This window comes from Actinomycetospora aeridis (assembly GCF_037400275.1).
In the GTDB taxonomy this organism is placed as follows: domain Bacteria; phylum Actinomycetota; class Actinomycetes; order Mycobacteriales; family Pseudonocardiaceae; genus Actinomycetospora; species Actinomycetospora aeridis.
This window is the reverse complement of sequence record NZ_JBBEGL010000002.1, coordinates 92,169-116,687: the sequence shown is the minus strand read 5'-3', so window position 1 is coordinate 116,687 and position 24,519 is coordinate 92,169. Positions and strand designations below refer to the sequence as shown.

The window sequence follows — 24,519 nt, the reverse complement described above, 5'->3', positions numbered from 1 at the left end:
TGGCGAGGGGCGCCCCTCGGCGATCTAGTCGATCGAAGGTGCCCTTCGCTCAGAACCAGGACCTCAGCCGGCGGCGACCGCGGCGGCCTCGGCCGGGGTCTCGGAGACCCCGAACGTCAGCTCGCCGTCGGCGACGTCGACGGTGACCGTCTGCCCGCCGTGCAGCTCGTCACCGAGCAGCATCGACGAGAGCCGGTTGCCGACCTGGCGCTGGATGGTCCGGCGCAGCGGCCGGGCCCCGAACTCGGGCTGGAAGCCCAGCTCGGCCAGGCGGTCGACGGCGGCCTCGGTGATCGCGAACCCGATGTCCTGGGTGCCGAGTCGCTCGCGCGTCTCGTCGAGGATCAGGTCGGTGATGCGCCGCAGCTGCTCCTCGTCGAGCCGCTGGAAGACGATCACCTCGTCGATCCGGTTGAGGAACTCGGGCCGGAACGACTCCCGCAGCCGCGGCATCAGCCGCTCCTGCAGGGACTGCGCCGGGTCGACGTTCGACGGGGCGAAGCCGAGGGCCTGCGTGTTGGTGGTGATCAGCTCCGAGCCGACGTTGCTGGTCATGATCAGCACGGTGTTGCGGAAGTCGACCGTGCGGCCCTGCGAGTCGGTCAGCCGCCCGTCGTCCAGCACCTGCAGCAGCGTGTTGAAGACGTCGGGGTGGGCCTTCTCCATCTCGTCGAGCAGCACCACCGAGTACGGCCGCCGGCGGATCTCCTCGGTGAGCTGACCGGCCTCGCCGTACCCGACGTAGCCGGGGGGCGACCCGATGAGCCGCGAGACGGTGTGCCGCTCGGAGTACTCGCTCATGTCCACGCGGACCATGCGGTCCTCGTCGCCGAACATCGTCGCGGCGAGGGCCTTCGCGAGCTCGGTCTTGCCGACGCCCGTCGGGCCGAGGAACAGGAAGCTGCCGATCGGGCGGTTCGGGTCGTCGAGCCCGGCCCGCGAACGGCGGACGGCCTCGGCGATCGCGCGGACGGCGTCGTCCTGGCCGACGACCCGCTCGTGCAACTGCTCCTCGAGCTTGAGCAGACGGTCCCGCTCGGTCTCGGTGAGCTGGCTGACCGGGATGCCGGTCGAGCGGGCGACGATCTCGGCGATGTCCTCGACGGACACCTCGAGCACGCCGGACTGCCCCGACTGCCGGTCGGAACGCGCGGCCTCGAGCGACGACTGCGTCTGCGCGATCTCGTCACGCAGCGCGCCGGCCCGCTCGTAGTCCTCGTCGGCGACGGCCTGGTCCTTGTCGCGGGTCAGCGACTCGAGCTTGCGCTCCAGCTCGCGCGAGTCGGTGTGCGGGCCCTTGGCTTGCAGCCGCTTGCGCGCGCCGGCCTGGTCGACGAGGTCGATGGCCTTGTCGGGCAGGAACCGGTCGGTGACGTAGCGCTCGGACAGCTCGGCGGCCGCCGTGAGCGCCTCGTCGGTGAACCGCACCTGGTGGTGCGCCTCGTACCGGTCGCGCAGCCCGTGCAGGATCGCGACCGTGTCGGCGACCGACGGCTCCGGCACCATGACCGGCTGGAACCGGCGCTCGAGCGCGGCGTCCTTCTCGATCGACTGCCGGTACTCGTCGAGAGTCGTCGCGCCGACGATGTGCAGCTCGCCGCGGGCCAGGGCCGGCTTGAGGATGTTGCCGGCGTCCATGCCGCCCTCGGACGACCCGCCCGCGCCGACCATGGTGTGCAGCTCGTCGATGAAGACAATGAGCTCGTCGGAGTGCTCGCGGACCTCGGCGACCAGCTTGGTCATCCGCTCCTCGAAGTCACCCCGGTAGCGCGTGCCCGCGACCATGCCCGACAGGTCGAGCTGGACGATGCGCTTGCCCTCGAGCTGCTCGGGGACGTCGCCGGAGACGATGCGCTGGGCGATGCCCTCGACCACCGCGGTCTTGCCGACGCCCGCCTCGCCGATGAGCACGGGGTTGTTCTTCGTGCGCCGCGAGAGGACCTCGATGGTCTGGTCGACCTCGTCCTCACGGCCCACCACGGGGTCCAGCTCGCCGGCCCGCGCCTTGGAGGTCAGGTCGACGCCGAACTGGTCGACGGTGGGCGTGTCGGACTCGCCGCCCTGACCCCCGGCGCCGCCCTGGCCGCCACCCGCGCTGGGGCGCTGGCCACCGGACGCGGCGGAGCGCTGGAGGGACTGCGGCGTGACGCCCTGCTGGCCGAGCGCGCGGCCGACGGGGCTGTCGTTGTTCGCGGCCAGCGCGAGCACGATGTGCTCGGGGCCGATGTAGCTCGAGCCGAGGGCTCGGGAGATCTGGTGCGCGTCGAGCAGGGTGCGCTTGGCCGTCGGGGTCAGCGACGGGGCCTGGTCGGTGGCCTCGCCCCGGGGCAGCTGCTCGTCGGCGGTGCGCGCGAGCGCGTCGACGTCGGCGCCCGCCCCGGACAGGAGCTGGCGCAGCGGCGGCACCTGCGTGACGACGAGCAGCAGGTGCCACGCGTCGAGGTCGGTGTTGCCGCGCTCGGCGGCCTGCTGGGCCGCGGCACCGACGAGCTGGCGGGCCGGCTCGGTCATGAGCTGGGTGATGTCGATGCGCTGGACACCTCGCGGGGACGCTCCGCCCAGGAAGCTCGCGAGGAAGTCGTCGAACGGGCCGGACCCGGGACCACCGGGCCCGAAGGCGCTGGTCATGTAGCTCCTCAGGGGGTCCACGCCGGCGGTGATGCCGGCACTGACCTGGTCAGCAACGAGGGCGGATCATTCATTCCTGAGTGGCACGGACTCAAGTCGTGACGCGGGCCATGAGTCGACCTCGCTCAGGAACTGGGCTACCCGCGTCACGGCATGCCCACGCGCCCGCGCGGGCACGCGGAGGACATGACCACCGTGACCGCCCGAGAGGTCCACCTCGTCCGCCGCCCGCACGGCATGCCGGACCCCGACGACTTCGCCCTCGTCGACCGCGACCTCCCCGAGCCCGGCGACGGCGAGGTGCTCGTCGCCAACCAGTCCTTCTCGGTCGACCCCTACATGCGCGGGCGCATGAACGACGTCCCGTCCTATGTGCCGCCGTTCGCGCTGGACGAGGCGATGGACGGGCGCTCGGTCGGCGAGGTCGTCGCCAGCAACAGCGCCGACCTGGCGGTGGGCGACGTCGTCGTCGGCAACCTCGCGTGGCGCACGCACGGCGTCGCGAAGGCCAAGCACCTGCAGAAGGTCGCCCCGCCCGACGGCGTGTCCCCGTCGGCGTACCTCGGCGTGCTCGGCGTCCCGGGCCTGACCGCGTGGGTGGGCCTGCTCGACAAGGCCGCGTTCCGCGAGGGCGACGCGGTGTTCGTCTCCGGCGCCGCCGGCGCGGTGGGCAGCCTCGTCGGCCAGCTCGCGAAGCTCAAGGGCGCCTCCCGCGTGGTCGGCAGCGCCGGCAGCGCCGAGAAGGTGAAGTGGCTGACCGGTGAGCTCGGCTACGACGCGGCGTTCAACTACAAGGACGGGCCCGTCGCCGACCAGCTCCGCGACGCCATGCCCGACGGCGTGGACGTCTACTTCGACAACGTGGGAGCGGACCACCTCGAGGCCGCCATCGCCTGCGCCAACGACTTCGCCCGCGTCGCCGCCTGCGGGGCCATCGCGCACTACAACGACACGGACGACAACCCGACCCCGGGGCCGTCGAACCTCTTCCAGATCGTCAAGAAGCGCCTGGCGATCCAGGGCTTCATCGTCACCGACTCGCTGGACCGGATGCGCCCGTTCCTCGAGGAGGTCACGCCGTGGGTGGCCGAGGGCAGGGTCACGTTCCGCGAGACGACGGCCGAGGGCATCGACAACGCCGTCGAGGCCTTCCGCGGCATGCTCCGCGGCGAGAACACCGGCAAGCAGGTCGTCACGATCTGACCCGGTACGTGCGCACTTTCCGGGCCGATGGCCCCGGAAAGTGCGCACATGGACGTCAGCGCACCTCGGGAGCGACCAGCGGCCCGCCGTCGGCACGCCAGACCGACACCACGGCGGGGCGGGCGATGCTCGTCCCGCCGTCGGGCCAGTGCGAGACCGGGTTCGCGAGGCTCGCGTCGTCCGCCTCGCCCGGGTGCTGCACCGACACGAGCGCCAGCCGCTCCTCGACCACCGGCCCGCACGTCTCCGCGCCGCGCGGCACGGTGAGGAACTGCTGCACCCGGCCCCGCTGCGGGCCGTCGAGCGGCACCGCGAACAGCCCGTCGTTGCTGCCCAGCGCGTTGCCGTCCGTCGCGATCCAGAGGTTCCCGACGGCGTCGAACGCCACGTTGTCGGGGCACGAGATCGGCGAGACCTGGTCCTTGGGGAAGCCGCCGAAGTAGGTGTCGGCGGCCGCCGGGTCGCCGCAGACCAGCAGCAGCGACCAGGCGAACGTCCGCGCACCCGGGTCGTCGGCGCCCTCGGTGAGCTCGAGGACCTGGCCGTTGGTGTTGCCGTTGCGCGGGTTGACGCCGTCGGCGCCCGGCTTGCCCGGGGTGCCGCGCTCGTCGTTGTTGGTCAGCGCGGCGTAGACGCGGCCGGTGGTCGGGTGTGGCTGCACGTCCTCGGGACGGTCCATCGGCGTCGGGGCGACGGTGTCGGCCGCGATCCGGGTGTGGACGAGCACCTGCGCGGCCGTCATGCCCGGGACGAAGGAGCGCCCCGTGCCGTCGGCGAGCGACTCCACGAGCGGCAGCCACTCGCCGCTGCCGTCGGGGCCACCGCCGGGGGCGTCGGGGGAGAAGCGAGCGACGAACAGCGTGCCCTCGTCGAGCAGCCGCGCGTTCGACTCCCGGTCGGCGGGGGTGTCCCCGGCGCGGTGGGTGCGCGACGAGACGAACTTGTAGAGGTACTCGAACCGCTCGTCGTCACCCATGTACACCGCGACGGTGCCGGTCGGGCCGACGCGCACGTTGGCGCCCTCGTGCTTGAAGCGGCCGAGCGCCGTGTGCTTCCGCGGCGTCGAGGTGGGGTCGAACGGGTCGAGCTCGACGATCCACCCGAAGCGGTTGGCCTCGTTCGGCTCGCGGGTGAGGTCGAAGCGCGGGTCGACGCCCTCCCACTTCCGCTCGGTGGCGCCGCCGTCCATGCCGTAGCGGGCGAGCTTCGGGTCACCCACCGTCTCGCCGTTCGCGAAGTACTGGTCGATGTTCTCCTCGCCCGTGAGCACCGTGCGCCAGGGCGTGACGCCGCCGGCGCAGTTGTTCAGGGTGCCGAGGACGGTGCGCCCCTCGGGGTCGGCGGTGGTGCGCACGAGCGCGTCGCCCGCGACCGGGCCGACCAGCGTCATCGGGGTGCTCGCGGTGATCCGGCGGTTGACGGCGTCCATCACGGGGGTGAGGCGCCCCGAGGCGCCGTCGCGCTGGACCATGACGACCGACATCCCGTGCGCCGCCATGCCGATCGCGACCTGCTCGGGGGTCGGCGCGTCCGGGTTGTAGCCCGGGATCATGAACGGCTCGGTCGTGTACTCGTGGTTGGCGACGAGCAGGGCGCGGCCCGGGCTGCCCGGCACGTCGAGCAGGGCGAGGAAGTCGTTGTTGAACCCGAACTGCTGGGCCTGCGCGGCGGCGCTCTGGGCGTTCGCGTCGAACGCGGGTGCGCCGGGCAGCACCGGGTCGCCCCAGCGGATGACGACCTGCTGGGCGAACCCCTCGGGGATGCGGACGACGTCCTCGGTGTTCGGGGCGACGGCGGTGAAGCCGAACGGCGAGGGCATCGGGGCGCCGGACTGCGCGGCCGGGGTCGCGTCGCCCGCGGCGCCGCCCCCCGTGCCGCACGCGGCGGCGAGCGTGCCGGAGATGCCCGCGACCAGGCCCGCCTGCAGCACGCGCCGCCGGCTCAGGGCGGCGGCCGCGACCTCGCGGAACGGGGTGTGCCCGGTGGGGTTGGGTGCCTCGCGTGAGCAGGCGTCGGCGCACCGGTAGCGGCACGAGACGGCCGGGCGTCCGTGGGGGCGGCGGACGGCGAGCGGCAGCAGGCGCACGGAATCTCCCGTGTGTCCGAAGTGGTGGTCGCCGCGACGCTAGGTCGGCCGGGCGTCGCGGCGGCGTGAGGCGGGTGAACACCAGCCGAACACGCCCAGCTCCGGGGCGTGACCGAACCGACGGTTCGTTTCGGGCCGCGGAGGCGTCGGGCAGCCGGAACGATGCGAGCACTCACGTGGCAGGGCCAGGGCGACGTCCGCGTCGAGACCGTCCCGGACCCCACGATCCAGGCACCCACCGACGCGATCATCAAGGTCACCAGCACCGCGATCTGCGGTTCCGACCTGCACCTCTACGAGGTGCTCGGACCGTTCCTCGACGCGGGCGACATCCTCGGCCACGAGCCGATGGGCATCGTCGAGGAGGTCGGCTCCGAGACCGGTGACCTGGAGGTCGGCGACCGGGTCGTCGTCCCGTTCAACATCTCCTGCGGCCACTGCTGGATGTGCGAGCGGCAGTGGTTCGCGGCCTGTGAGACCACCCAGAACCGCGACCAGGGCATGGGTGCCTCGCTCTTCGGCTTCACGAAGCTCTACGGGCAGGTCGCGGGCGGCCAGGCCGAGTACCTGCGCGTCCCGCAGGCCCAGTTCGGCCCGATCAAGGTCCCCGACGGTCCGGCCGACGAGCGGTTCCTGTACCTCTCCGACGTGCTGCCCACCGCGTGGCAGGCCGTCGAGTACGCCCGCGTCCCCGACGGCGGCAGCGTCGCGGTGTTCGGCCTCGGCCCGATCGGGCAGATGGCGGCGCGGATCGCCCGGTACCGGGGCTACCGGGTCATCGCCGTCGACAGCGTGCCGGAGCGCAACGCGATGGCACGCCGGCACGGGATCGAGATCGTCGACTCCTCCACCGTCGACGACGTCACGACCGCGATCCGCGACCTCACCGACGGCCGCGGCACCGACTCCGCGATCGACGCCGTCGGCATGGAGGCCCACGGCGGCTCGGCGATCCCCGAGCTCGCGCAGAAGGTCGTCAACAAGCTCCCGGACGCGATCTCCGCGCCGATCATGCAGGTGGCCGGCGTCGACCGGACCGCAGCACTCGTCGGGGCCGTCGACGCGGTGCGCCGCGCGGGTGTCGTGTCGCTCTCGGGCGTCTACGGCGGCACCGCCGACCCGATCAACATGCTCAAGATCTTCGACAAGGGCATCTCGCTGCAGATGGGCCAGGCGCACGTGAAGCGCTGGACCCCGGAGATCCTGCCGCTGCTCACCGACGACGACCCGCTCGGCGTGCACGACCTGGAGACCCACCGCCTGCCGCTCGAGTCCGCGGCGCACGGCTACGAGATCTTCCAGAAGAAGCAGGACGAGTGCATCAAGGTCGTCCTCGCGCCGTGACCTCCTCGCTCTACTTCATCGGGACGGCGACGACGCTGCTGCGGTGCGGGGGGTTCACGGTCCTCACCGACCCGAACTTCCTGCACCGCGGGCAGCGGGCCTACCTCGGCAAGGGACTGGTGTCGAAGCGGCTCACCGAGCCCGCGCTGACCCCGGACCAGCTCCCGGCGCTCGACGCCGTCGTCCTCTCGCACCTGCACGGCGACCACTGGGACCGGGTGGCGCGCCGGGGCCTCGACCGCTCCCTGCCGGTGATCACGACGCCGGAGGCCGCGCGGACCCTGCAGTCCCGCCAGCGCTTCCGGCGGGCGCTGGGGCTGCGCACGTGGGAGTCGCACACGCTCGTGCGCGACGACGGCGCGACGCTGCGGGTCACCGCGCTGCCCGGGCGCCACGCGCCCCGTCCGGTGACCCGGCTGCTGCCGCCGGTGATGGGCAGCCTGCTCGAGTTCGCCGACCCGTCCGGCGAGGTGCTGCGCCGGATCTACCTCTCCGGCGACACCCTGCCGTTCGAGGGCATCGCGCAGATCCGCGAGTACGTCGGCGAGGTCGATCGCGCCGTCCTGCACCTCGGCGGCACGACCCTGCCCGGCGGGCTCGTCGTCACCATGGACGGGCAGATGGGCGCCGACGTGCTGGAGACCATCTCCCCCCGCCGCGCGACGCCGATCCACTACGACGACTACGGCGTCTTCCGCTCGCCGCTCTCGGAGTTCCTGGGCGAGGTGCAGCGTCGCGGCTGGGACGACCGCGTCGACGTCGTCCGGCGCGGCGAGACGATCGCCCTGTAGGCGCCCGCCCGCCCGCCCCGAGACCCCGAGACGAACGAACGGCGCTTTCGCTGCTACCGATGCAACGAAAGCGCCGTTCGTTCACGTGGGGTCGGAGCACACGGCGCAGCGCCGTGGTGCCGACGGGCGAGGCTCAGGCCTCGCGCAACGTCAGCAGCAGGTGGTCGCGGCCCTTGGGGCTCACGAGCTTCGCGTCCCAGCCGCCGTCGGCGGCCGCGGTGTGGAAGTAGACCTTCGACGGGGCGCGCACCGGCGCCTTGAACACGACGTCCACGGTGAACGCCGGCCCGTGGCGCCCGGCGAGCGCCGCGAGTGCGCGGGCCTTGGTCCACATCCCGTGCGCGATGATGCCCGGCATCCCGAACGCCCTGGCGGCGAGGCCGTTGACGTGGATGGGGTTCACGTCGCCGGACACCGCGGCGTAGCGCCGGCCGATGTCGCCGGGGACCTTCCAGATCGCGTGCGGCAGCCGTCCGACCTGCGGGTCGGGCTCGGGCGGGGCGGGGGGCAGGTCCTCGGCGCCGGGGGGCGCCGGGGCGCCGCGCACGAAGTAGGTGCTGCGCGAGCCCCAGATCTCGGCGCCGTCGGCGTCGGTCACCGCGGTGACGAGGTCGACCTGGGCGCCCTTGGGGTGCGCAGCCAGCCGGTCGGCGTGCACGGCGACCCGCAGCGGCTCGCCCACCGACGGCGGGCGCACCTGGGTGATGACGTTGCGCAGGTGCACCATGCCCGGCGCGGGCAGGGGGAACTCGCGGTCGGTCATCAGCCGCATCTGCAGCGGGAACGCCAGCATGTGCGGGTAGGTCGGGGGGACGTCGCCGCCGACGGAGAACCCGCAGACGTGGTCGTAGTCGGCGACGAGGGAGTCCTCGATCCGCACCCCGGCGAGCTCGAGGCGGCGGTCGGGCAGCGTCGTGCCGCCCGAGCGGGCCGTGAGCAGCGCCCGCCCGTAGAGCACGCCGAGAGTGGGTGGGGCGTCGAGCGTCTCGATGTTCATGGTCCAGCTCCGCTTCGCTGCGTGTCCCGAACCATCAGGCCCCCAGGTAGTTCTGGCCGTCGACGCGCAGCACCTGCCCGTTGACGGCGTACGACGCGCCCTGGGCGAACCAGGCGATCGTCTCCGCGACGTCGACCGGCAGCCCGCCCTGCGTCATCGACGACAGTCGCCGGCCGGCCTCGCGGGTGCCGACGGGCATCGCCGCGGTCATCGCGGTCTCGATGAAGCCGGGCGCGACGGCGTTGATCGTCGCGTCCTTCTCGACGAGCAGCGGGGCGGTGGCGTCGACCATCCCGATCACGCCCGCCTTCGACGCGCCGTAGGCCGTCTGCCCGCGGTTGCCGGCGATCCCCGCCATCGACGACACGGTGACGATGCGCCCGCCGCGGTGGAACACCTCCGACGCCAGCAGCGCGTCGTTGATCGCGAGCTGGGCGTTGAGGTTCACGTCGATGACCGAGTTCCAGCGGTCGCGGTCCTGGTTGGCCAGCAGCTTGTCGCGCGTGATGCCGGCGTTGTGCACGACGACGTCGAGCCCGCCGTGGCGCTGGGCGTGCTCGAGCAGCGTCGACGGGGCGTGGTCGGCGGTGATGTCGAGCTGCAGCGCGCTGCCCCCGACGTCGTTGGCCGTGCGGGCCAGCGCGTCGCCGGCGGCGGGCACGTCGACGCAGATCACCGTGGCGCCGTCGCGGCGCAGCGTCTTCGCGACCGTCGCCCCGATCCCGCGGGCGGCGCCGGTGACGACGGCGGTGCGCCCGGCCAGCGGCTTGTCCCAGTCGACACCCTGGCTGGAGCCGGAGAACCCCGGCACGGTGCCGACCTCGAGGCGCTGCCCGTCGACGAACGCCGAGCGCGACGACAGGAAGAAGCGCAGCGTCGACTCGAGGTCGTTCTCGGCCCCGTCGGCGACGTGGATCAGGTTGACCGTCGCGCCGTAGCGGGCCTCCTTGGCCGCCGAGCGCACCAGGCCCTCGAGCGAGCGGCGCGCGGCGCGCACGGCCGGAGAGGTGGCCTGGGCGGGGACGTCGCCGATCACGAGGATGCGCCCCGACGGCCCGACGCGGCGCATCACGGGGGTGAGGAAGCCCTGGATCGCCGCGAGGTCGGCGGGCGACGACAGGCCGGTCGCGTCGACGATCCCGGCGGCGACCTTGGACGTCGAGCTGCCGCCGCCGATGGGCGCCTGCGGGTCCTCGTGGACCTCGACGCCGACGTCGCTCAGCAGCGAGCGCACGACCTTGGCGACGCGGCCGTCCGCGGTCGCCGTGCCCAGCAGCGCGGCACCCGACAGCAGCGGCTGGCCGGGCTCGTACCGGCGCAGCCGCGGCACCGGCGGCAGGCCCACCTGGCCGGCGATCGTCTTGCCGACGCCGGAGTTGACGAAGTCGGAGTACCAGTCGTTGCTCATCTGTCTCAGGCCTCCAGGATCGCGACGACGCCCTGGCCGCCGGCCGCGCAGATCGAGATCAGGCCCCTCCCGGAGCCCTTCTCGTGCAGCAGCTTCGCCAGGGTGGGGACGATGCGGGCGCCGGTGGCGGCGAAGGGGTGGCCCGTGGCCAGCGATGACCCGACGACGTTGAGCCTGGACTTGTCGAACGAGCCCAGCGGCCCGTCGAGGCCCAGGCGCTCCTTGCAGAACTTCGGGTCCTCCCACGCGGCGAACGTGGCGAGGATCGTCGAGGCGAACGCCTCGTGGAACTCGTAGAAGTCGAAGTCCTGCAGCGTCAGGCCGTTGCGCTCGAGCAGGCGCGGGACGGCGTAGGTCGGGGCCATGAGCAGGCCCTCGTCGCCGTGCACGTAGTCGACCGCGGCCGTCTCGGCGTCGACGAAGTGGGCGAGCACGGGCAGGTTGCGCTCGGCGGCCCACTCGTCGCTGGCCAGCAGCACCGTGGCGGCGCCGTCGGTGAGCGGCGTGGAGTTGGCGGCCGTCATCGTGGCCTCGGTGTCCGGGTAGCCGGCCGGCTTGAACACCGGCTTGAGCTTCGCCAGGCCCTCGAGGGTCGAGTCGGCGCGCAGGTTGTTGTCCTTGGTGAGCCCCAGGTAGGGGGTCATGAGGTCGTCGAAGAACCCGCGGTCGTAGGCGGCGGCCAGGTGACGGTGGCTCGCGACCGTGATCTCGTCCTGCGCCGTGCGGCTGATGTTCCAGGCGGCGGCGGTCTGCGCGGCGTGCTCGCCCATGGCCATGCCCGTGCGCGGCTCGCGGTTGGCGGGGATCTCCGGGACGACCTGGCCGGGGCGCAGCCCGGCGAGCGCCTTGAGGATCCCGGCGGTCGACTTGGCGCGGTTCGCGGCGAGCAGCACGCGGCGCAGGTCGTCGTTGACCTCGATCGGCGCGTCGCTGGTGGTGTCGACGCCGGAGGCGACGCCGCTCTCGATCTGGCCGAGGGCGATCTTGTTCGCGACCTGCAGCGTCGTCTGCAGGCTGGTGCCGCAGGCCTGCTGGAGGTCGTAGGTCGGGGTGGCGGCCGACAGGCGGCTGCCGAGCACGGCCTCGCGGGTGAGGTTGAAGTCGCGGCTGTGCTTGAGCACGGCACCCGAGACGACCTCGCCGAGGCGTTCGCCGGCGAGCCCGAAGCGGGCGACGAGGCCGTCGAGCGCGGCGGTGAGCATGTCCTGGTTCGAGGCCCGCGCGTACGCGCCGTTGGACCGGGCGAAGGGGATGCGGTTGGCGCCGACGATCGCCGCGCGGCGCGGGGATGATGGAGCGGAGGGCACGATTCCTCCCAGAGTTGCAGGGTCTGCCGCAGGCTGCGGGGGTTCCGCAGGACGGTCTCGGCGGCGTGACGCACGCCGTTCGGCCGTAGTTACCCGAAAGTATCAGGTACCGTCGGTAACGTGAGCCGTCGTTCCCCGCATCACTCCGACACCGGTCCCGGTGGCGAGCGCGACGGTTCGTCGAGCACCACGCGGCCACGGCGCGACCGGCGGTCCAGTCGCTGGGACGAGCATCGCCGGGCCCGGCGCCAGGAGCTCACCGCGGCCACGATCGTGGCCATCCGCGCCCACGGCGCCGAGGTCGGCATGAGCCAGGTCGCGGCCCAGGCCCGCACGAGCAAGACCGTGGTCTACCGGCACTTCGCCGACAAGAACGACCTCTACCTCGCCGTGTGCGACTGGGTGGCCGCCGTCCTCGTCGGCCAGCTCCAGAGCGCGATGCGCGACGCCGTCGAGAACCCCCGCCAGACGCTGGTGTCCGGCATCGACGCCTACCTCGGGCTCATCGAGGCCGATCCCGAGGTCTACCGCTACGTCATGCGCCCGCCCAAGCTCGACCGCCCCGAGGGCGAGGACCCCGTCAGCGATCTCTGCACGGTCATCGGCGACCACATCGCGGAGATCATCTCCACCGAGCTGCGCCGCCAGGACCGCGACCCCGCGCCGGCCCAGACGTGGGGCCACGCCCTCGTCGGCATGGTCCGCGCCGCGGGCGACCAGTGGCTCGCCGCCCGACCGGATCTCGAGCGCGAGGCCCTCGCCGGGCAGCTCGCGGACCTCGCCTGGTCGGGTCTTTCGCGCACCGTCACACCGACGGCCGCGTCGTCGGCCTCCTGACCGGGCACTCGGTGATCACGTACCGCCATCCGGAGGACCCCCGTGAGCACCCGACCCTCGACCGACGACGTCACCGCCGTCACGCCGGCCACGATCGCCGCCGTCCAGAAGACCCTCGACGGGCGCTGGCACGCGCTGCGTGACGAGGTCCGCGCGCGTGACGACTTCGCGCACCTGCGCGTCGACCCCGGCACCGACGTCGAGTCCTACCGCGCAACGATCTGGGAGATGCTCGCGCGGCTCGCCGCCGAGGGCCACGCCGTGCACGGTTTCCCCACCGCCGTCGGCGGGCGCGGCGACATCGGCGGCTCGGTGGTCAGCTTCGAGATGCTGGCCTACGCCGACCTGTCGCTGCAGGTGAAGAGCGGGGTGCAGTGGGGCCTGTTCGGCGGCGCGATCCAGGCGCTGGGCAACGCCGAGCAGCACGCGCGCTGGTTGCCCGGAGTCATGGACCTCTCGGTGCCGGGCTGCTTCGCGATGACCGAGACCGGCCACGGTTCCGACGTGCAGTCGGTGCACACGACGGCGACCTACGACGCCGACACCGGCGAGTTCGTCATCGACACCCCGACCGAGTCCGCGAAGAAGGACTACATCGGCAACGCCGCGCGCGACGGGCGGATGGCGGCGGTGTTCGTGCAGCTCTACAGCCGCGACGAGCGACACGGGGTGCACGCCGTGCTGGTGCCGCTGCGGGGTGACGACGGCGAGGTGCTGCCCGGCGTCGAGATCACCGACGACGGGCACAAGGAGGGCCTCAACGGCGTCGACAACGGACGCCTCGCCTTCCACGGCGTCCGCGTGCCGCGGGAGAACCTGCTCGACCGCTACGGCACGGTCGCCGAGGACGGGACGTACTCGAGCTCCATCGAGAGCGAGAACCGGCGCTTCTTCACGATGCTCGGTGCGCTCGTGCGCGGGCGGGTCAGCGTCTCGGGCAGCGCGGTCGGGGCGGCGGCGCTGGCCCAGACGATCGCGGTGCGCTACGGCGAGGCGCGGCGCCAGTTCGCGGCGCCGGGCAGCGACGAGGAGATCACCGTCCTCGACTACCTCGCCCACCAGCGCAAGCTGCTGCCCGGGCTCGCCCGCACCTACGCGATGCGGTTCGCGCAGAACGAGCTCGTCGAGATGCTCCACGACGTCCAGACCACCCGCGAGGCCGGCGGCGACGTCGACGAGAAGCGCCAGCGCGAGCTCGAGTCGCGCACGGCGGGCACCAAGGCGCTCTCGACGTGGCACGCGACGGCGACGATCCAGGCGTGCCGCGAGGCGTGCGGCGGCCAGGGCTACCTCTCGGAGAACCGGCTGGGTCAGCTGCGCGCCGACACCGACGTCTTCACGACCTTCGAGGGCGACAACACCGTCCTGCTCCAGCTCGTCGCCAAGGGCCTGATCTCCGGGTACGCCGACGACTTCGGCCACCTCGACACCCTGGGCACCGTGCGCTTCGTCGCCGACCAGGTGCTCGACACCGTCGCCGAGCGCACCTCGCTGCGCCAGCTCGCCGAGCGCCTGCGGGCCGTGGCTCCCGGGCGCGACGAGGAGGACGTGCGCGACCGGTCGTGGCAGGTCAAGCTCCTCGACGACCGCGAGGAGCACACCCTCGACGGGCTCGTGCGGCGCCTGCGCCCGGCGCGCGACAAGGGCATCTCGCCCGAGCGCCAGTTCGAGATCTTCAACGGTGCCCAGGACCACCTCCTGCGCGCGGCCCGCAGCCACCTCGACGGCCTCGTGCTCGACGCGTTCGTGCGCGGTATCGACGCGTGCGTCGACCCGTCGGCGCGCGCCCTGCTCGGCAAGGTCTGCGACCTCTACGCGCTGTCGCTGATCGAGGAGGACAAGGGCTGGTTCCTCGAGCACGGCCGCATCTCCGCCGCCCGGTCCAAGGCGATCACGGCGGAGGTCAACCGGCTCTGCCTGGAACTGCGCCCCCACGCCCGGGCCCTCGTCGACGCGTTCGGGATCCCGGAGTCGTGGATCGGGGCGCCGATCGCCACCGGCGCCGAGCAGCGCCGCCAGGACGAGGCCCGCGCCCACGCCACCGCCCTGGCCTGAGCCCGTTCGGCTGCTCGGCGTGTTTCAGCCTGGCGGCCACGCTGACGTTGGACGTCAGGAAATCCACCCGCTCGGTTCGCCCGGTTCGGTGCGGTCCCGACGGGAACGGGTACCGGTGGCACGATGGCCGCCCCGACCGCGGGTCGGACTCCAGGGCGAGAGGACGTCGATGTGAGCACTCCAGGCGACGGCTACGGCCAGCAGGGGCAGCAGGGTGGCTACGGGCAGCAGCCCTACGGCGAGCCGAGCTACGCAGGGCCGGGGGGCCAGACGCCGGGCTGGGGCCAGCCGGCCGTGCCGACCAAGCCGCGCAACGGCATGGGTGTCGCCGCGCTGATCTTCGGCATCCTGGCGCTGCTGACGTGCTGGTGGCTCCCGGTCGTCGGCGGCATCCTCGGCATCGTCGCGATCATCCTCGGCGTCGTCGGCCGGGGCCGGGCCAAGCGGCTCGAGGCGAACAACAAGGGCATGGCGACGACGGGCCTGGTGCTCGGCATCCTGAGCCTGATCGTCAACATCGTCCTGAGCATCGCCCTGTTCTTCCTGGGCTTCGCGTTCCTCAACTTCGGTGGCGGCCAGTCGGTGCAGCAGTTCCAGGACTGCCTCTCGCAGGCCTCCAACCAGCCGAACCCGGCGGCCGTCCAGCAGGCCGCCGAGCAGTGCGGTCAGCAGTTCGGCCAGCAGCTGCCCGGCAGCCAGCCCGAGGGCGCCGAGGACGGCGGCTGAGCCGCTCGGCACGACGAACGGCCCCGCACCCTGGTGGGTGCCGGGGCCGTTCTGCGTCAGGTGTCCGAACCGGGCGATGAGCCGCCTCGCGGCGCGTGGCACACCAGGGCTTCAGCCGAACGATCGTCCCTGGCGGCTCTTATATATGAGACCCGGGGGCACATGGCGCCCGGTCCGGACAGCCCATTGAACCCCATGGCGGCGCCGCGTGTTCCCGGGGATCCGGATGGATTCGTCCGGGCTGTCCGCCACGCGGGGTGACCGTGCCGGGAACGGCGTGCGGCGAGCTGGGGGCTTTCCTGACGTTCAACGCGAGCGTGGCCGCCAGGCTGGCAGGTCAGCGGGGCAGCACGGCGAGGGCGTCGGTCACGGCGCGCAGTGGGTCGGCGGAGGGCGCGTTCACGATCGTGAGGTCCTCGTCACGGCCCCGGCGCACCATCGTCGTCGATCCGCCGCCGTCGAGGCTCGCCGCGATCGGCGCCCCGAGGTCGGTCAGCAGCCGCGCCAGCTCGGCCAGCGTGACGCCGATGCTCGCGTCCTGCCGGCCGTCGACCGTCACCAGCCACAGGCGCCGGCCGTCGGCGGAGAGGCCCACCGCGGTCCGCGGCGCGCGCTCGGTGTCCTGGAGCCCGGCCAGGGCCGCCCCGTCGCGGGCGAGCGGCAGCGCCCCGAGCGCCACGCGCAGCGGCGGGGCGCCGACCGCCTCCAGGGCGGCCTCCACCGTCACGGCCGTCCCGATCGGCAGCCCCCGCAACGCCGCCGCCCCCGTCTCGCGCCCGACGAGCGCGACCGTCCCGCCCGGCAGCCGCCCGGCGCCGGGCGGGCCCGCCCCGACGACCCGCCCGCCGCGGACCCGCAGCTCGTGGACGTCCGCGCTGCACGGGGCGTCGGGGTCGGTGTCCGATCCGCACGTCGCGGGCGCCCGCGGCGCGTCGCCCCAGGCCGGGTCGAACACCCCGATCCCGTCGACGGGCACCGCGTAGCCGTCGAGGCCCGCGAGCGGGACGACCCGGGCGCCGGCCCGCAGCGCGCCCCGGAACCGCGCCCGAGCGAGGTGCGCCCGCCCGTCGGCGTCGAGCCCGACGACGGCGTCCGGCCCCTCGCCGGGTGGTGCCGGCGGCGCGGGGCGGCGCCCCACCGGCACCCCGGACGTGCGCGCCGCACCGTCGACGATCTCGACCCCGACCGGCGCCCCGGTCCCGCCCTCGTCGAAGAAGCCGCCGTTGACGGCGACGACCGCGCCGGCGCGGGCGGCGAGCTCGGGCACGGTGGCGACGGCGGGCACGACCGGCGGGGTCAGGAGGTCGACGCGCACCGCGGGGGAGGTGAGGTCGACCTCGACGACGTCGCCGCGCAGCGGGCCGCCGCGCGGGTCGGGCAGCGTCGTCGTGAACTCCCGGTAGGTGGTCCCGGGGAGGTCCGGCGCGACCCGGGGGACGACGAGCTCGGCGAGCACGCGGCCGGGTGGCGGAGGCGGGGCGGGTGCGGCGCCCGTGACGAGGAGACCGGCGGCGGCGAGGACGACCGCGGCCCGCCACCGTCTCGGGCCCACGCGTTCCTCCGCCGTCCGTCACCCCGCCGTCGGCGACGACACTGGTGGCCCGGCGCCGGCGTCACCGGAGGACACACGGGACCGACGCCCGGTCGGGTGACAGGACTACCGAATACGACATCGGGGAAGGATCCACGCGGCGTCGGTATCGTCACACCGGGGAACCCTCGCCGTGGCAGACACGTTGGCCCCGCGAGCAGTTCGGTAAAGCGACGGCAAAATGGTGGAGGAGCAGGCGTGACGGTCCCCTTCTGGGTCTGGGCGGCCACGGTCGGTGGCATCGCCGTGCTCGTGGCCATCGACATCTGGCACGCGCGGTCGCCCCACGAGGTCAGCTTCCGCGAGGCGACCCTCTGGTCGGTCATCTACATCGTCGTCGCCGTGATCTTCGGCGTGATCCTGCTGTTCGCGATGGGCACGCAGGCCGGCACGGAGTACTTCGCCGGCTACCTGGTCGAGAAGAGTCTCTCGGTCGACAACCTGTTCATCTTCGCGGTGATCCTCGGGCAGTTCGCGGTGCCCAAGCGCCACCAGCAGAAGGTGCTGCTCTGGGGCGTCATCGGCGCGCTCGTCATGCGCGCGATCTTCATCGCCATCGGTGCCGCGGTGATCTCCGCGTTCGCGTTCGTCTTCGTCATCTTCGGTGCTTTCCTGCTGTACACGGCGTACACGCTGATCAAGCAGCACGGCGAGGAACCGAAGGACATGCACGACAACCGCGCGGTCAAGCTGGTCCGTCGGTTCGTGACGGTGCACGAGGACGCCGGCGACCACGAGGGCTACAAGGACGACGGCAAGCTCACCGCCCGCGTGAACGGCAAGTGGGGGGTCACCCCGCTGTTCATCGTCGTCGCCGTGATCCTGTCGGTGGACCTGGTGTTCGCCCTCGACTCGATCCCCGCGATCTTCGGCATCACGCAGAACGCCTACATCGTGTTCACGGCCAACGCGTTCGCGCTGCTCGGCCTGCGGGCGCTGTACTTCCTGCTGGTCGGCCTGCTCGACCGGCTCGTGCACCTCTCCTACGGCCTGGCCTTCATCCTCGCCTTCATCGGCGTCAAGCTGATCCTGCTCTACCTGCACGAGGACGTCTCGCCGGCGTTCCCCGAGGTGCCGACCTGGCTCTCGCTCGTCGTCATCGTCGCCACCCTGGCGATCGTGACGGTCACCAGCCTGATGTCGACACGCAACGGCGGGGCGCAGGCCGAGGCGTCCGAGGCCTCCGAGGAGTCGCCCGAGCTCGAGGCCCGCGAGACGGGCGGCGAGGCGGGCGGCAAGGGGACGGAGGGCCCGGGCGGCACGGCCGGCACCGAGCAGGAGTCCCGCTCCTCGTCCTGACAACTGTCCTAGGGTCGGGGTCATGGCCGGGGACCGTGACCGGGACACCGAGGGCCGCGCCCGCAACGCGCGACCCCGCGACGCCAGCGGGCGCCCGCTGCCCTACGGGGCGGCGGGCGTGCCCCGCGCGGACGACGAGGACGAGGACCTCCCACCCGGCGAGGTGCTCGCCAGGGCCCAGGAGCTCCTCGACGCCGACCGCCCGTTCGACGCCCACGACGTCCTCGAGGGTGCCTGGAAGGCGGCGCCGGACGACGAGCGGCTGCTGTGGAAGGGCCTGGCGCAGCTCGCCGTCGGCCTGACCCACGAGCAGCGCGGCAACCCGCGCGGCGCGTCGTCGCTGCTGCGCCGCGGCGCCGAGACCGCCTCCCAGGCCCCGGCCGCGGCCGCCCGCCACGGCATCGACCTGGCCGCGCTCACCGGCTGGGCCGCGGCGCGGGAGACCTCCGGCCCCCTCGCCCCGGGCCTGGTGCTGCGACGGCGCTGACCGTTTCGGGCCGGGCGGTCGTCGGCAACCCGATGCGGACCGTCACCGACGCATCGAGGAGGAACCCGGTATGGCCGGCGCACTGGACGGACTGCGGGTCGCGATCATCGCCACCAACGGCGTCGAGCAGGCGGAGCTCGAGCAGCCCCGCCGGGCCGTCGACGAGGCAGGCGCACGATCCACGCTGATCTCGCTGTCGACCGACGCGCTCCAGGCGATGAACTCGGACATCGACAAGGGCGACACGTTCACGCCGGACGCCGCGGTCGCCGACGTCTCGGCCGACGACTTCGACGCGCTGATCCTGCCCGGCGGCACGATCAACGCCGACCAGCTGCGCCAGAGCGGCGACGTGCTGTCGTTCGTGACGGCGATCTTCGCGGCCGGCAAGCCGGTCGGCGCCATCTGCCACGCGCCGTGGACGCTCGTCGAGGCGGACCTCGTCCGTGGCCGCACGCTCACGTCCTACCCGAGCCTGCGCACCGACATCCGCAACGCCGGCGGCACCGCCGTCGACGAGCAGGTCGTCGTCGACCGGGGGCTGGTGACCAGCCGCAACCCGAACGACCTCGACGCGTTCTGCGCCAAGATCGTCGAGGAGTTCGGCGAGGGCGCGCACCCGGTCCACGACGAGGGTGCGACGGCGCAGGCATGATGCCCCGGTGACCGACCGCCCCGGCCTGTTCGACCCCGTGCTCGCGCGCGGGGAGGCCCGGACGGCGGTCGCCGACGACGCGTGGGTCGCCGCGCTGCTCGAGGTCGAGTCCGCCCTCGCGCAGGCGGCCGCGGACGTCGGCACCCTCGCGCGTGCCGATGCCGACGCGATCACGGACGCCTGCGCCCGCCCCGTGGACGCGCACGCGCTCGGCGAGGAGGCGGCCGCGTCGGGGAACCCCGTCGTGCCCCTCGTCGCCGCGCTGCGGCAGCGGCTCGACGGGGCCGCGGCCTCCGGTGTCCACCGCGGGGCCACCAGCCAGGACGTCATGGACACCGCCGCGATGCTGGTGTCCCGACGGGCCGTCGCGGCGATCGCTGCCGACCTGTGCACGGCGGCCGATGCCACGGCCGGCCTCGCCGCGACCCACCGCGACCGTCCCGCGGCCGGGCGCACCCTGCTCCAGCAGGCCGCCCCGATCACCGCCGGGCTGCGGTTCGCCGGCTGGTGCAGCGGGCTCGACGCCGCCGTCGCCGCCCTCGACGCCTGGCGTCCCGCGGTCCAGCTCGGCGGGGCCGTCGGGACGCTGGCGGCGTTCGACGGCCACGGGCGGGCGCTCCGCGCCGCCCTGGCCCGCCGCCTCGACCTCGCCGAGCCGGTGCTGGCCTGGCACACCGAGCGGGGACGCGTGGCCGAGCTCGCCGGGCTGCTCGGCCGGGCGGGCGCCGCGGTCGGGTCGGTGGCCACCGACCTCGTGCTGCTCGCCCAGACCGAGGTCGGCGAGGTCCGCGAGGACGTCCCCGGCCGCGGTGGCTCGTCGACCCTGCCCCACAAGCGCAACCCCGTCGCCGCCGTCTCGGCCCGCGCCGCCGCGATCGCCGCGCCCGGCCTCGTGGCCTCGGTGCTCACCGGTGCGTCGCTGCACGAGCACGAGCGCGCCGCCGGCCCGTGGCACGCCGAGTGGCGGCCGCTCACCGAGCTGCTGCGCGCCGTCGGGTCCGGCGCGTCGTGGCTGGCCGACGCGCTGGGCCACCTCGCCGTCGACCCCGACCGGGTCGCCGCCTCCCTCGACGCCACCGGCGGCCTGCTGCTCGCCGAGCAGGCCACCACCGGTCTGCGCGCGCGGCTCGGGCACGCCGCGGCGAAGGACCTCGTCACGACGGCCGCGGCCACCGCCCAGGACGAGGGTCGCCCGTTCGCCGACGTCCTGGCCGAGGCGCTCGGCGACGCCGACGAGGTCGGCGCGCTGCTCGACCCGGCGGGAGCCCTGGGCGAGGCGGCCGCGCTCGTCGACGACCTGTTGCAGACGAGGAAGGACCGCCCGTGAGCCCGCACCCCTCCACGCAGGACTGGGACCCCGCCGGCGAGGAGGTGCGACGCGCGGTGCTCGGCGACGAGCACGTCGACCGGGCCGTCGCGACGACCGACGAGGTCACCGCCGACTTCCAGGACTTCATCACCCGCTACGCGTGGGGCGGCATCTGGACCCGGCCCGGGCTCGAGCGGCGCGAGCGCAGCATCGTGACGCTCTCGGTGCTCGCGGCCCTGCACCACGACGGCGAGCTGGGCCTGCACGTGCGCGCCGCGCGCCGCAACGGCCTGACCCGGGAGGAGATCGTCGAGGTGCTGCTCCAGGTCGGCGTCTACGCCGGGGTGCCGGCGGCGAACCGGGCGTTCGCGGTGGCGCAGCGGGTGCTGGCGGAGCTGGAGGGATCGGACCGGACGACCGACTGACCCCGCCGGCCGAGTACGGTGCAGCGAGTCACGACGGGCGGGGGCGATGAGGCGAGTGGGACCGGGAGCGACCCGTCGGTACCGGGCCCGGTGCGCTCTGCTGCTCGGCGCGCTCGCCGTCCTCCTCGGGGCCTGCTCCTCCGGCCTGCCCTCGGGCACGCCGCCGATCCCGGAGTTCCCCGGTCCGGGCGCCGCGCCGCTCACCAGCGCGCCACCGCCCCGCAACAGCATCCTGCCCACCGACTGCGACCAGGTGCTGCCGTCGGACCAGCTGCCCAACTACCTCGGGCTCCCGCTGGGCAGCGTGCGGGTCACCGCGCTGCGGGACGTGCCCTCCCCGCAGGTCGGGCGGCTCGAGCGCGTCACGTGCAACTACAACTCGCTCGGCGGCCCCGGCGCCCCGCCGTCGAACACCCTGGTGCTCAAGGTGCTCACCAGCGGTTACACCGACCCCCAGGCCGCGTCGGCGCAGTCGCGGGTCAACCGTGACGCGCAGGCGAGCTCCGGGGTCCCCGCGCAGCCGGTGCCGTTCGGTGCGGCCGAGGCCGTCTACTACCCGGACCCCGACGGCCCGGTGCTCGTCGTGGTCTACGGCCGGGTGACGGCCAGCTTCACCCTCACCCCGGACCGCCCGGTGCCGGTGGACCAGGCCCAGCCCGTGCTCGTCGACCTGGCGCTGCGGGCGCTGCCGGTGCTGGTGCCGCAGACCGGCTCGTAGCGCGCCTACGCCGGCGTCCGCGCCGCGTCCTCCCGGCCGCGGATCGCGGCCAGGAAGCCGTCGACGCGCACCCGCAGCCCGGCCACCCGCTCCTCGACGGGCAGGTTCAGCTCGGGCGTGACGCCGGCGCTCGGCTTGCGCTCGAGGCGGGTGGTGGCGGGGCAGGCGAGGTCGTCGCAGATGTAGGTGCCCATGGTGTTGCCCTCGCGCAGGGTCACGAGGTAGGCGCGCTGCGGCATCCGCGGGTCGTGCCAGCCGACGAACTCGACCTGCTCCAGGTCGGCGCCGACGGCGGCGTCGACGACCGTCATGCGCTTCGCGTCGCCCTTCGAGCAGTTGAGCATCGCGCGGCGCACGACGTCGGCCGTGAGCGTGGTGGGCACGGGACCGCACGCTACCGACGACGTCACATCCCCACCCGCGAACGGGCATGCTTAGGATAGTTGCCCGAACCTAATAATCTTGGCGTGAGCCGGAGGCGACGTGGCGAGCAGTAGTGCGGTGGCGCCGGCGGTGGCGCACCTGGGCCCGCGGTACAAGTGGGTCGCGCTGACCAACACCACGCTCGGCGTGCTGATCGTGACGATCAACATGTCGATCCTGCTGATCGCGCTGCCGGACATCTTCCGCGGGATCGCGCTGGACCCGCTGCGTCCGGAGAACATCAGCTACCTGCTGTGGCTGATCATGGGCTACCTGGTGGTGACGGCGGTCCTGGTCGTCACCTTCGGCCGGGTCGGCGACATGTACGGCCGGACGCGGATGTACACGCTCGGGTTCGCGGTGTTCACCGTGTTCTCGATCCTGCTCGCCGTCACGTGGCTGCAGGGCGACGCCGGGGCGATCTGGCTGATCTCCATGCGCGTGCTGCAGGGCATCGGCGGGGCGCTGCTGCTGGCCAACTCGACGGCGATCCTCACCGACGCCTTCCCGGCCCGGCAGCGCGGCCTCGCGCTCGGCATCAACTCGATCGCCGCGATCGCCGGCTCGTTCCTCGGCCTGATCATCGGCGGGGTGCTCGCGCCGGTGGCGTGGCACCTCGTGTTCATCGTGTCCGTGCCCATCGGCGTCGGCGGCACGATCTGGGCCTGGGCGAAGCTCAAGGAGACCAGCGAGCGCCACGAGGGCCGCATCGACTGGTGGGGCAACGTCACCTTCGCCGTCGGGCTGATCGCGGTGCTCATGGGCATCACCTACGGCATCCAGCCCTACGGCGGGCACGTCATGGGCTGGACCAGCCCGACCGTGCTGGTGTGCCTCATCGGCGGCGTCGTGGTGCTCGCGGTCTTCGTCGCGATCGAGCGGCGCGTCGCGCACCCGATGTTCCACCTGTCGCTCTTCGGGATCCGCTCCTTCACCGCCGGCAACGTCGCCAACCTGCTCTCGGCGCTCGGGCGCGGTGGCCTGCAGTTCATCCTCATCATCTGGCTGCAGGGCATCTGGCTGCCCCGCCACGGCTACGACTACGAGTCGACGCCGCTGTGGGCCGGCATCTACATGGTGCCGCTGACCATCGGGTTCCTCGTCGCCGGACCCGTCTCGGGCTACCTCTCCGACCGCCACGGCGCCCGCTGGTACGCCGCCGGCGGCATGATCGTGGCCGCCGCGAGCTTCCTCGCGATGGGCTTCCTGCCCGTCGACTTCCCGTACCCGCTGTTCGCGCTCCTGCTCGCGGTCAACGGCCTCGCGATGGGCCTGTTCTCCTCGCCGAACCGCGCCTCGATCATGAACAGCGTCCCGCCCCGCCAGCGCGGCGCGGCGGCGGGCATGACGGCGACGTTCATGAACGGCGCCACCGTGCTCTCGATCGGCATCTTCTTCTCGATGCTGATCCTCGGGCTCGCCTCGACGCTGCCCGCGGCGCTCTTCGGGGGCCTGACCGGCCAGGGCGTGCCCGCCGACGTCGCCGGCCGCATCGCCGAGCTCCCGCCGGTGAGCACGCTGTTCGCCGCGCTCCTGGGCTACAACCCGATCGAGACCCTGCTGGGCCCCGACGTCCTCGCCCAGGTCGGGCCCCAGCAGGCCGGGTTCCTGACGGGCCGCAGCTTCTTCCCGGAGCTGATCTCCGGCCCCTTCGCCGACGGCCTGTTCCTCGCCCTCGGCTTCGCCGCGGCCTGCTGCTTCGTCGCGGCGATCGCGTCCCTGTTCGACACCGCCAAGCCCTCGCTCGCCGAGGCCGAGGCGCCGGGCGAGTCCCTGGGGGAGGAGTCGGGGCAGGAGCCCGACGACGCGGGCTGGGGGCCGGCGCCCGGCCCGTCGACCGACCTCGCGGCCCGCCCGGTCGCCGTCGCGGGCCGGATCGTGGCGCACGACGACGGGCCCGCGACGGCGGTGCTCACGCTCGTCGACGCCGGCGGGCGGGAGGCCGACCGGACCACCACCGACGACGAGGGCCGCTTCACGCTCAGCTCCGACGGGCGATCCGGCGACTACCTCGTGATCGCGAGCCCCCGGGGCCCGGGCGCCGCGGCCCCGGCCGTCACGCGGGTGACGGTGAACGGCTCGCCGGTGCACATCGACGTCGTCCTGCGGGAGCGGGCCGCCCTGCCGCGCTGAGCCGTTCAGCGTTGTGGGCTGACCCACTCGCGCACCGCTCGGTAATCTGTTCGTAAAGCACCTTTGCGAACGTCGGGCGGGATGACCGGATTCGACG

Annotated in this window: 20 protein-coding genes; 13 read left to right on the top strand and 7 right to left on the bottom strand. The window is 73.5% G+C overall.

What is annotated here, in order from left to right:
- Positions 1-63 precede the first annotated feature (63 nt).
- Entirely contained in the window at positions 64-2,628 is a 2,565-nt protein-coding gene (locus WCD41_RS05790; RefSeq protein WP_337712445.1) for an ATP-dependent Clp protease ATP-binding subunit, read from the bottom strand.
- 186 nt (positions 2,629-2,814) lie between these two features.
- Between WCD41_RS05790 and WCD41_RS05785 the strand changes: the two genes are divergently transcribed.
- A complete protein-coding gene (locus tag WCD41_RS05785) occupies positions 2,815-3,831 on the top strand; it encodes an NADP-dependent oxidoreductase (RefSeq protein WP_337712444.1) in 1,017 nt (338 codons plus the stop codon).
- 55 nt (positions 3,832-3,886) lie between these two features.
- Here the strand turns inward: WCD41_RS05785 and WCD41_RS05780 are convergent, their stop codons facing one another.
- Positions 3,887-5,917: a PhoX family protein gene (locus WCD41_RS05780; protein ID WP_337712443.1), complete on the bottom strand. Its 2,031-nt coding sequence runs from the start codon at positions 5,915-5,917 to the stop codon at positions 3,887-3,889.
- Between the two features lie 162 nt (positions 5,918-6,079).
- Between WCD41_RS05780 and WCD41_RS05775 the strand changes: the two genes are divergently transcribed.
- Positions 6,080-7,261 carry a zinc-dependent alcohol dehydrogenase gene (locus WCD41_RS05775; protein WP_337712442.1) on the top strand — a complete coding sequence of 394 codons (1,182 nt, stop codon included), beginning with the start codon at positions 6,080-6,082 and terminating at the stop codon, positions 7,259-7,261.
- On the top strand, positions 7,258-8,052 hold the full coding sequence (locus WCD41_RS05770) for an MBL fold metallo-hydrolase (RefSeq protein WP_337712441.1): 795 nt from the start codon (positions 7,258-7,260) through the stop codon (positions 8,050-8,052). Before WCD41_RS05775 ends, WCD41_RS05770 begins: the two co-directional genes overlap by 4 nt.
- Before the next feature lie 133 nt (positions 8,053-8,185).
- On the opposite strand, the gene WCD41_RS05765 is transcribed toward WCD41_RS05770, so the two are convergent.
- The 3 genes from WCD41_RS05765 to WCD41_RS05755 are packed head-to-tail and all read right to left on the bottom strand — an operon-like array spanning position 8,186 to position 11,764.
- Positions 8,186-9,049, bottom strand: coding sequence for a MaoC family dehydratase (locus WCD41_RS05765; protein WP_337712440.1), 864 nt, complete (start codon positions 9,047-9,049; stop codon positions 8,186-8,188).
- 34 nt (positions 9,050-9,083) lie between these two features.
- Positions 9,084-10,457, bottom strand: a complete 1,374-nt coding sequence (locus WCD41_RS05760; RefSeq protein ID WP_337712439.1) for a 3-oxoacyl-ACP reductase — start codon at positions 10,455-10,457, stop codon at positions 9,084-9,086.
- Positions 10,458-10,462: 5 nt separating this feature from the next.
- Complete coding sequence (locus WCD41_RS05755; RefSeq protein WP_337712438.1) at positions 10,463-11,764, bottom strand: acetyl-CoA C-acetyltransferase; 1,302 nt, start codon at positions 11,762-11,764, stop codon at positions 10,463-10,465.
- A gap of 120 nt (positions 11,765-11,884) precedes the next feature.
- Between WCD41_RS05755 and WCD41_RS05750 the strand changes: the two genes are divergently transcribed.
- The 3 genes from WCD41_RS05750 to WCD41_RS05740 all read left to right on the top strand — a co-directional run bounded on the left by WCD41_RS05750 (position 11,885) and on the right by WCD41_RS05740 (position 15,382).
- The gene (locus WCD41_RS05750; protein ID WP_337712437.1) at positions 11,885-12,601 is read left to right on the top strand and encodes a TetR family transcriptional regulator; all 717 of its coding nucleotides are present in this window, start codon (positions 11,885-11,887) and stop codon (positions 12,599-12,601) included.
- A 42-nt stretch (positions 12,602-12,643) separates the two neighbouring features.
- The gene (locus WCD41_RS05745; protein WP_373695081.1) at positions 12,644-14,656 is read left to right on the top strand and encodes an acyl-CoA dehydrogenase family protein; all 2,013 of its coding nucleotides are present in this window, start codon (positions 12,644-12,646) and stop codon (positions 14,654-14,656) included.
- Between the two features lie 171 nt (positions 14,657-14,827).
- Positions 14,828-15,382: a DUF4190 domain-containing protein gene (locus WCD41_RS05740; RefSeq protein ID WP_337712436.1), complete on the top strand. Its 555-nt coding sequence runs from the start codon at positions 14,828-14,830 to the stop codon at positions 15,380-15,382.
- 337 nt (positions 15,383-15,719) lie between these two features.
- Here WCD41_RS05740 and WCD41_RS05735 read toward each other — a convergent pair whose 3' ends face one another.
- On the bottom strand, positions 15,720-16,934 hold the full coding sequence (locus WCD41_RS05735; RefSeq protein ID WP_337712435.1) for a phosphodiester glycosidase family protein: 1,215 nt from the start codon (positions 16,932-16,934) through the stop codon (positions 15,720-15,722).
- A 237-nt stretch (positions 16,935-17,171) separates the two neighbouring features.
- Here WCD41_RS05735 and WCD41_RS05730 point away from each other — a divergent pair, with 237 nt between their 5' ends.
- From WCD41_RS05730 to WCD41_RS05705, 6 genes are all read left to right on the top strand, one after another.
- The gene (locus WCD41_RS05730) at positions 17,172-18,272 is read left to right on the top strand and encodes a TerC family protein (RefSeq protein WP_337712434.1); all 1,101 of its coding nucleotides are present in this window, start codon (positions 17,172-17,174) and stop codon (positions 18,270-18,272) included.
- A 22-nt stretch (positions 18,273-18,294) separates the two neighbouring features.
- On the top strand, positions 18,295-18,759 hold the full coding sequence (locus WCD41_RS05725; protein WP_337712433.1) for a DUF309 domain-containing protein: 465 nt from the start codon (positions 18,295-18,297) through the stop codon (positions 18,757-18,759).
- Between the two features lie 70 nt (positions 18,760-18,829).
- Entirely contained in the window at positions 18,830-19,414 is a 585-nt protein-coding gene (locus WCD41_RS05720) for a type 1 glutamine amidotransferase domain-containing protein (protein WP_337712432.1), read from the top strand.
- A gap of 7 nt (positions 19,415-19,421) precedes the next feature.
- Complete coding sequence (locus WCD41_RS05715) at positions 19,422-20,741, top strand: lyase family protein (protein WP_337712431.1); 1,320 nt, start codon at positions 19,422-19,424, stop codon at positions 20,739-20,741.
- Positions 20,738-21,148, top strand: coding sequence for a 4-carboxymuconolactone decarboxylase (pcaC, locus tag WCD41_RS05710; RefSeq protein ID WP_337712430.1), 411 nt, complete (start codon positions 20,738-20,740; stop codon positions 21,146-21,148). Before WCD41_RS05715 ends, pcaC begins: the two co-directional genes overlap by 4 nt.
- 55 nt (positions 21,149-21,203) lie before the next feature.
- Positions 21,204-21,866 carry a hypothetical protein gene (locus tag WCD41_RS05705; protein WP_337712429.1) on the top strand — a complete coding sequence of 221 codons (663 nt, stop codon included), beginning with the start codon at positions 21,204-21,206 and terminating at the stop codon, positions 21,864-21,866.
- Positions 21,867-21,871: 5 nt separating this feature from the next.
- Here WCD41_RS05705 and WCD41_RS05700 read toward each other — a convergent pair whose 3' ends face one another.
- The gene (locus WCD41_RS05700; protein WP_337712428.1) at positions 21,872-22,249 is read right to left on the bottom strand and encodes an FBP domain-containing protein; all 378 of its coding nucleotides are present in this window, start codon (positions 22,247-22,249) and stop codon (positions 21,872-21,874) included.
- A gap of 100 nt (positions 22,250-22,349) precedes the next feature.
- Here WCD41_RS05700 and WCD41_RS05695 point away from each other — a divergent pair, with 100 nt between their 5' ends.
- Positions 22,350-24,422 (top strand): MFS transporter, encoded by a 2,073-nt coding sequence (locus tag WCD41_RS05695; RefSeq protein WP_337712427.1) that lies wholly within the window; start codon positions 22,350-22,352, stop codon positions 24,420-24,422.
- Positions 24,423-24,519 lie beyond the last annotated feature (97 nt).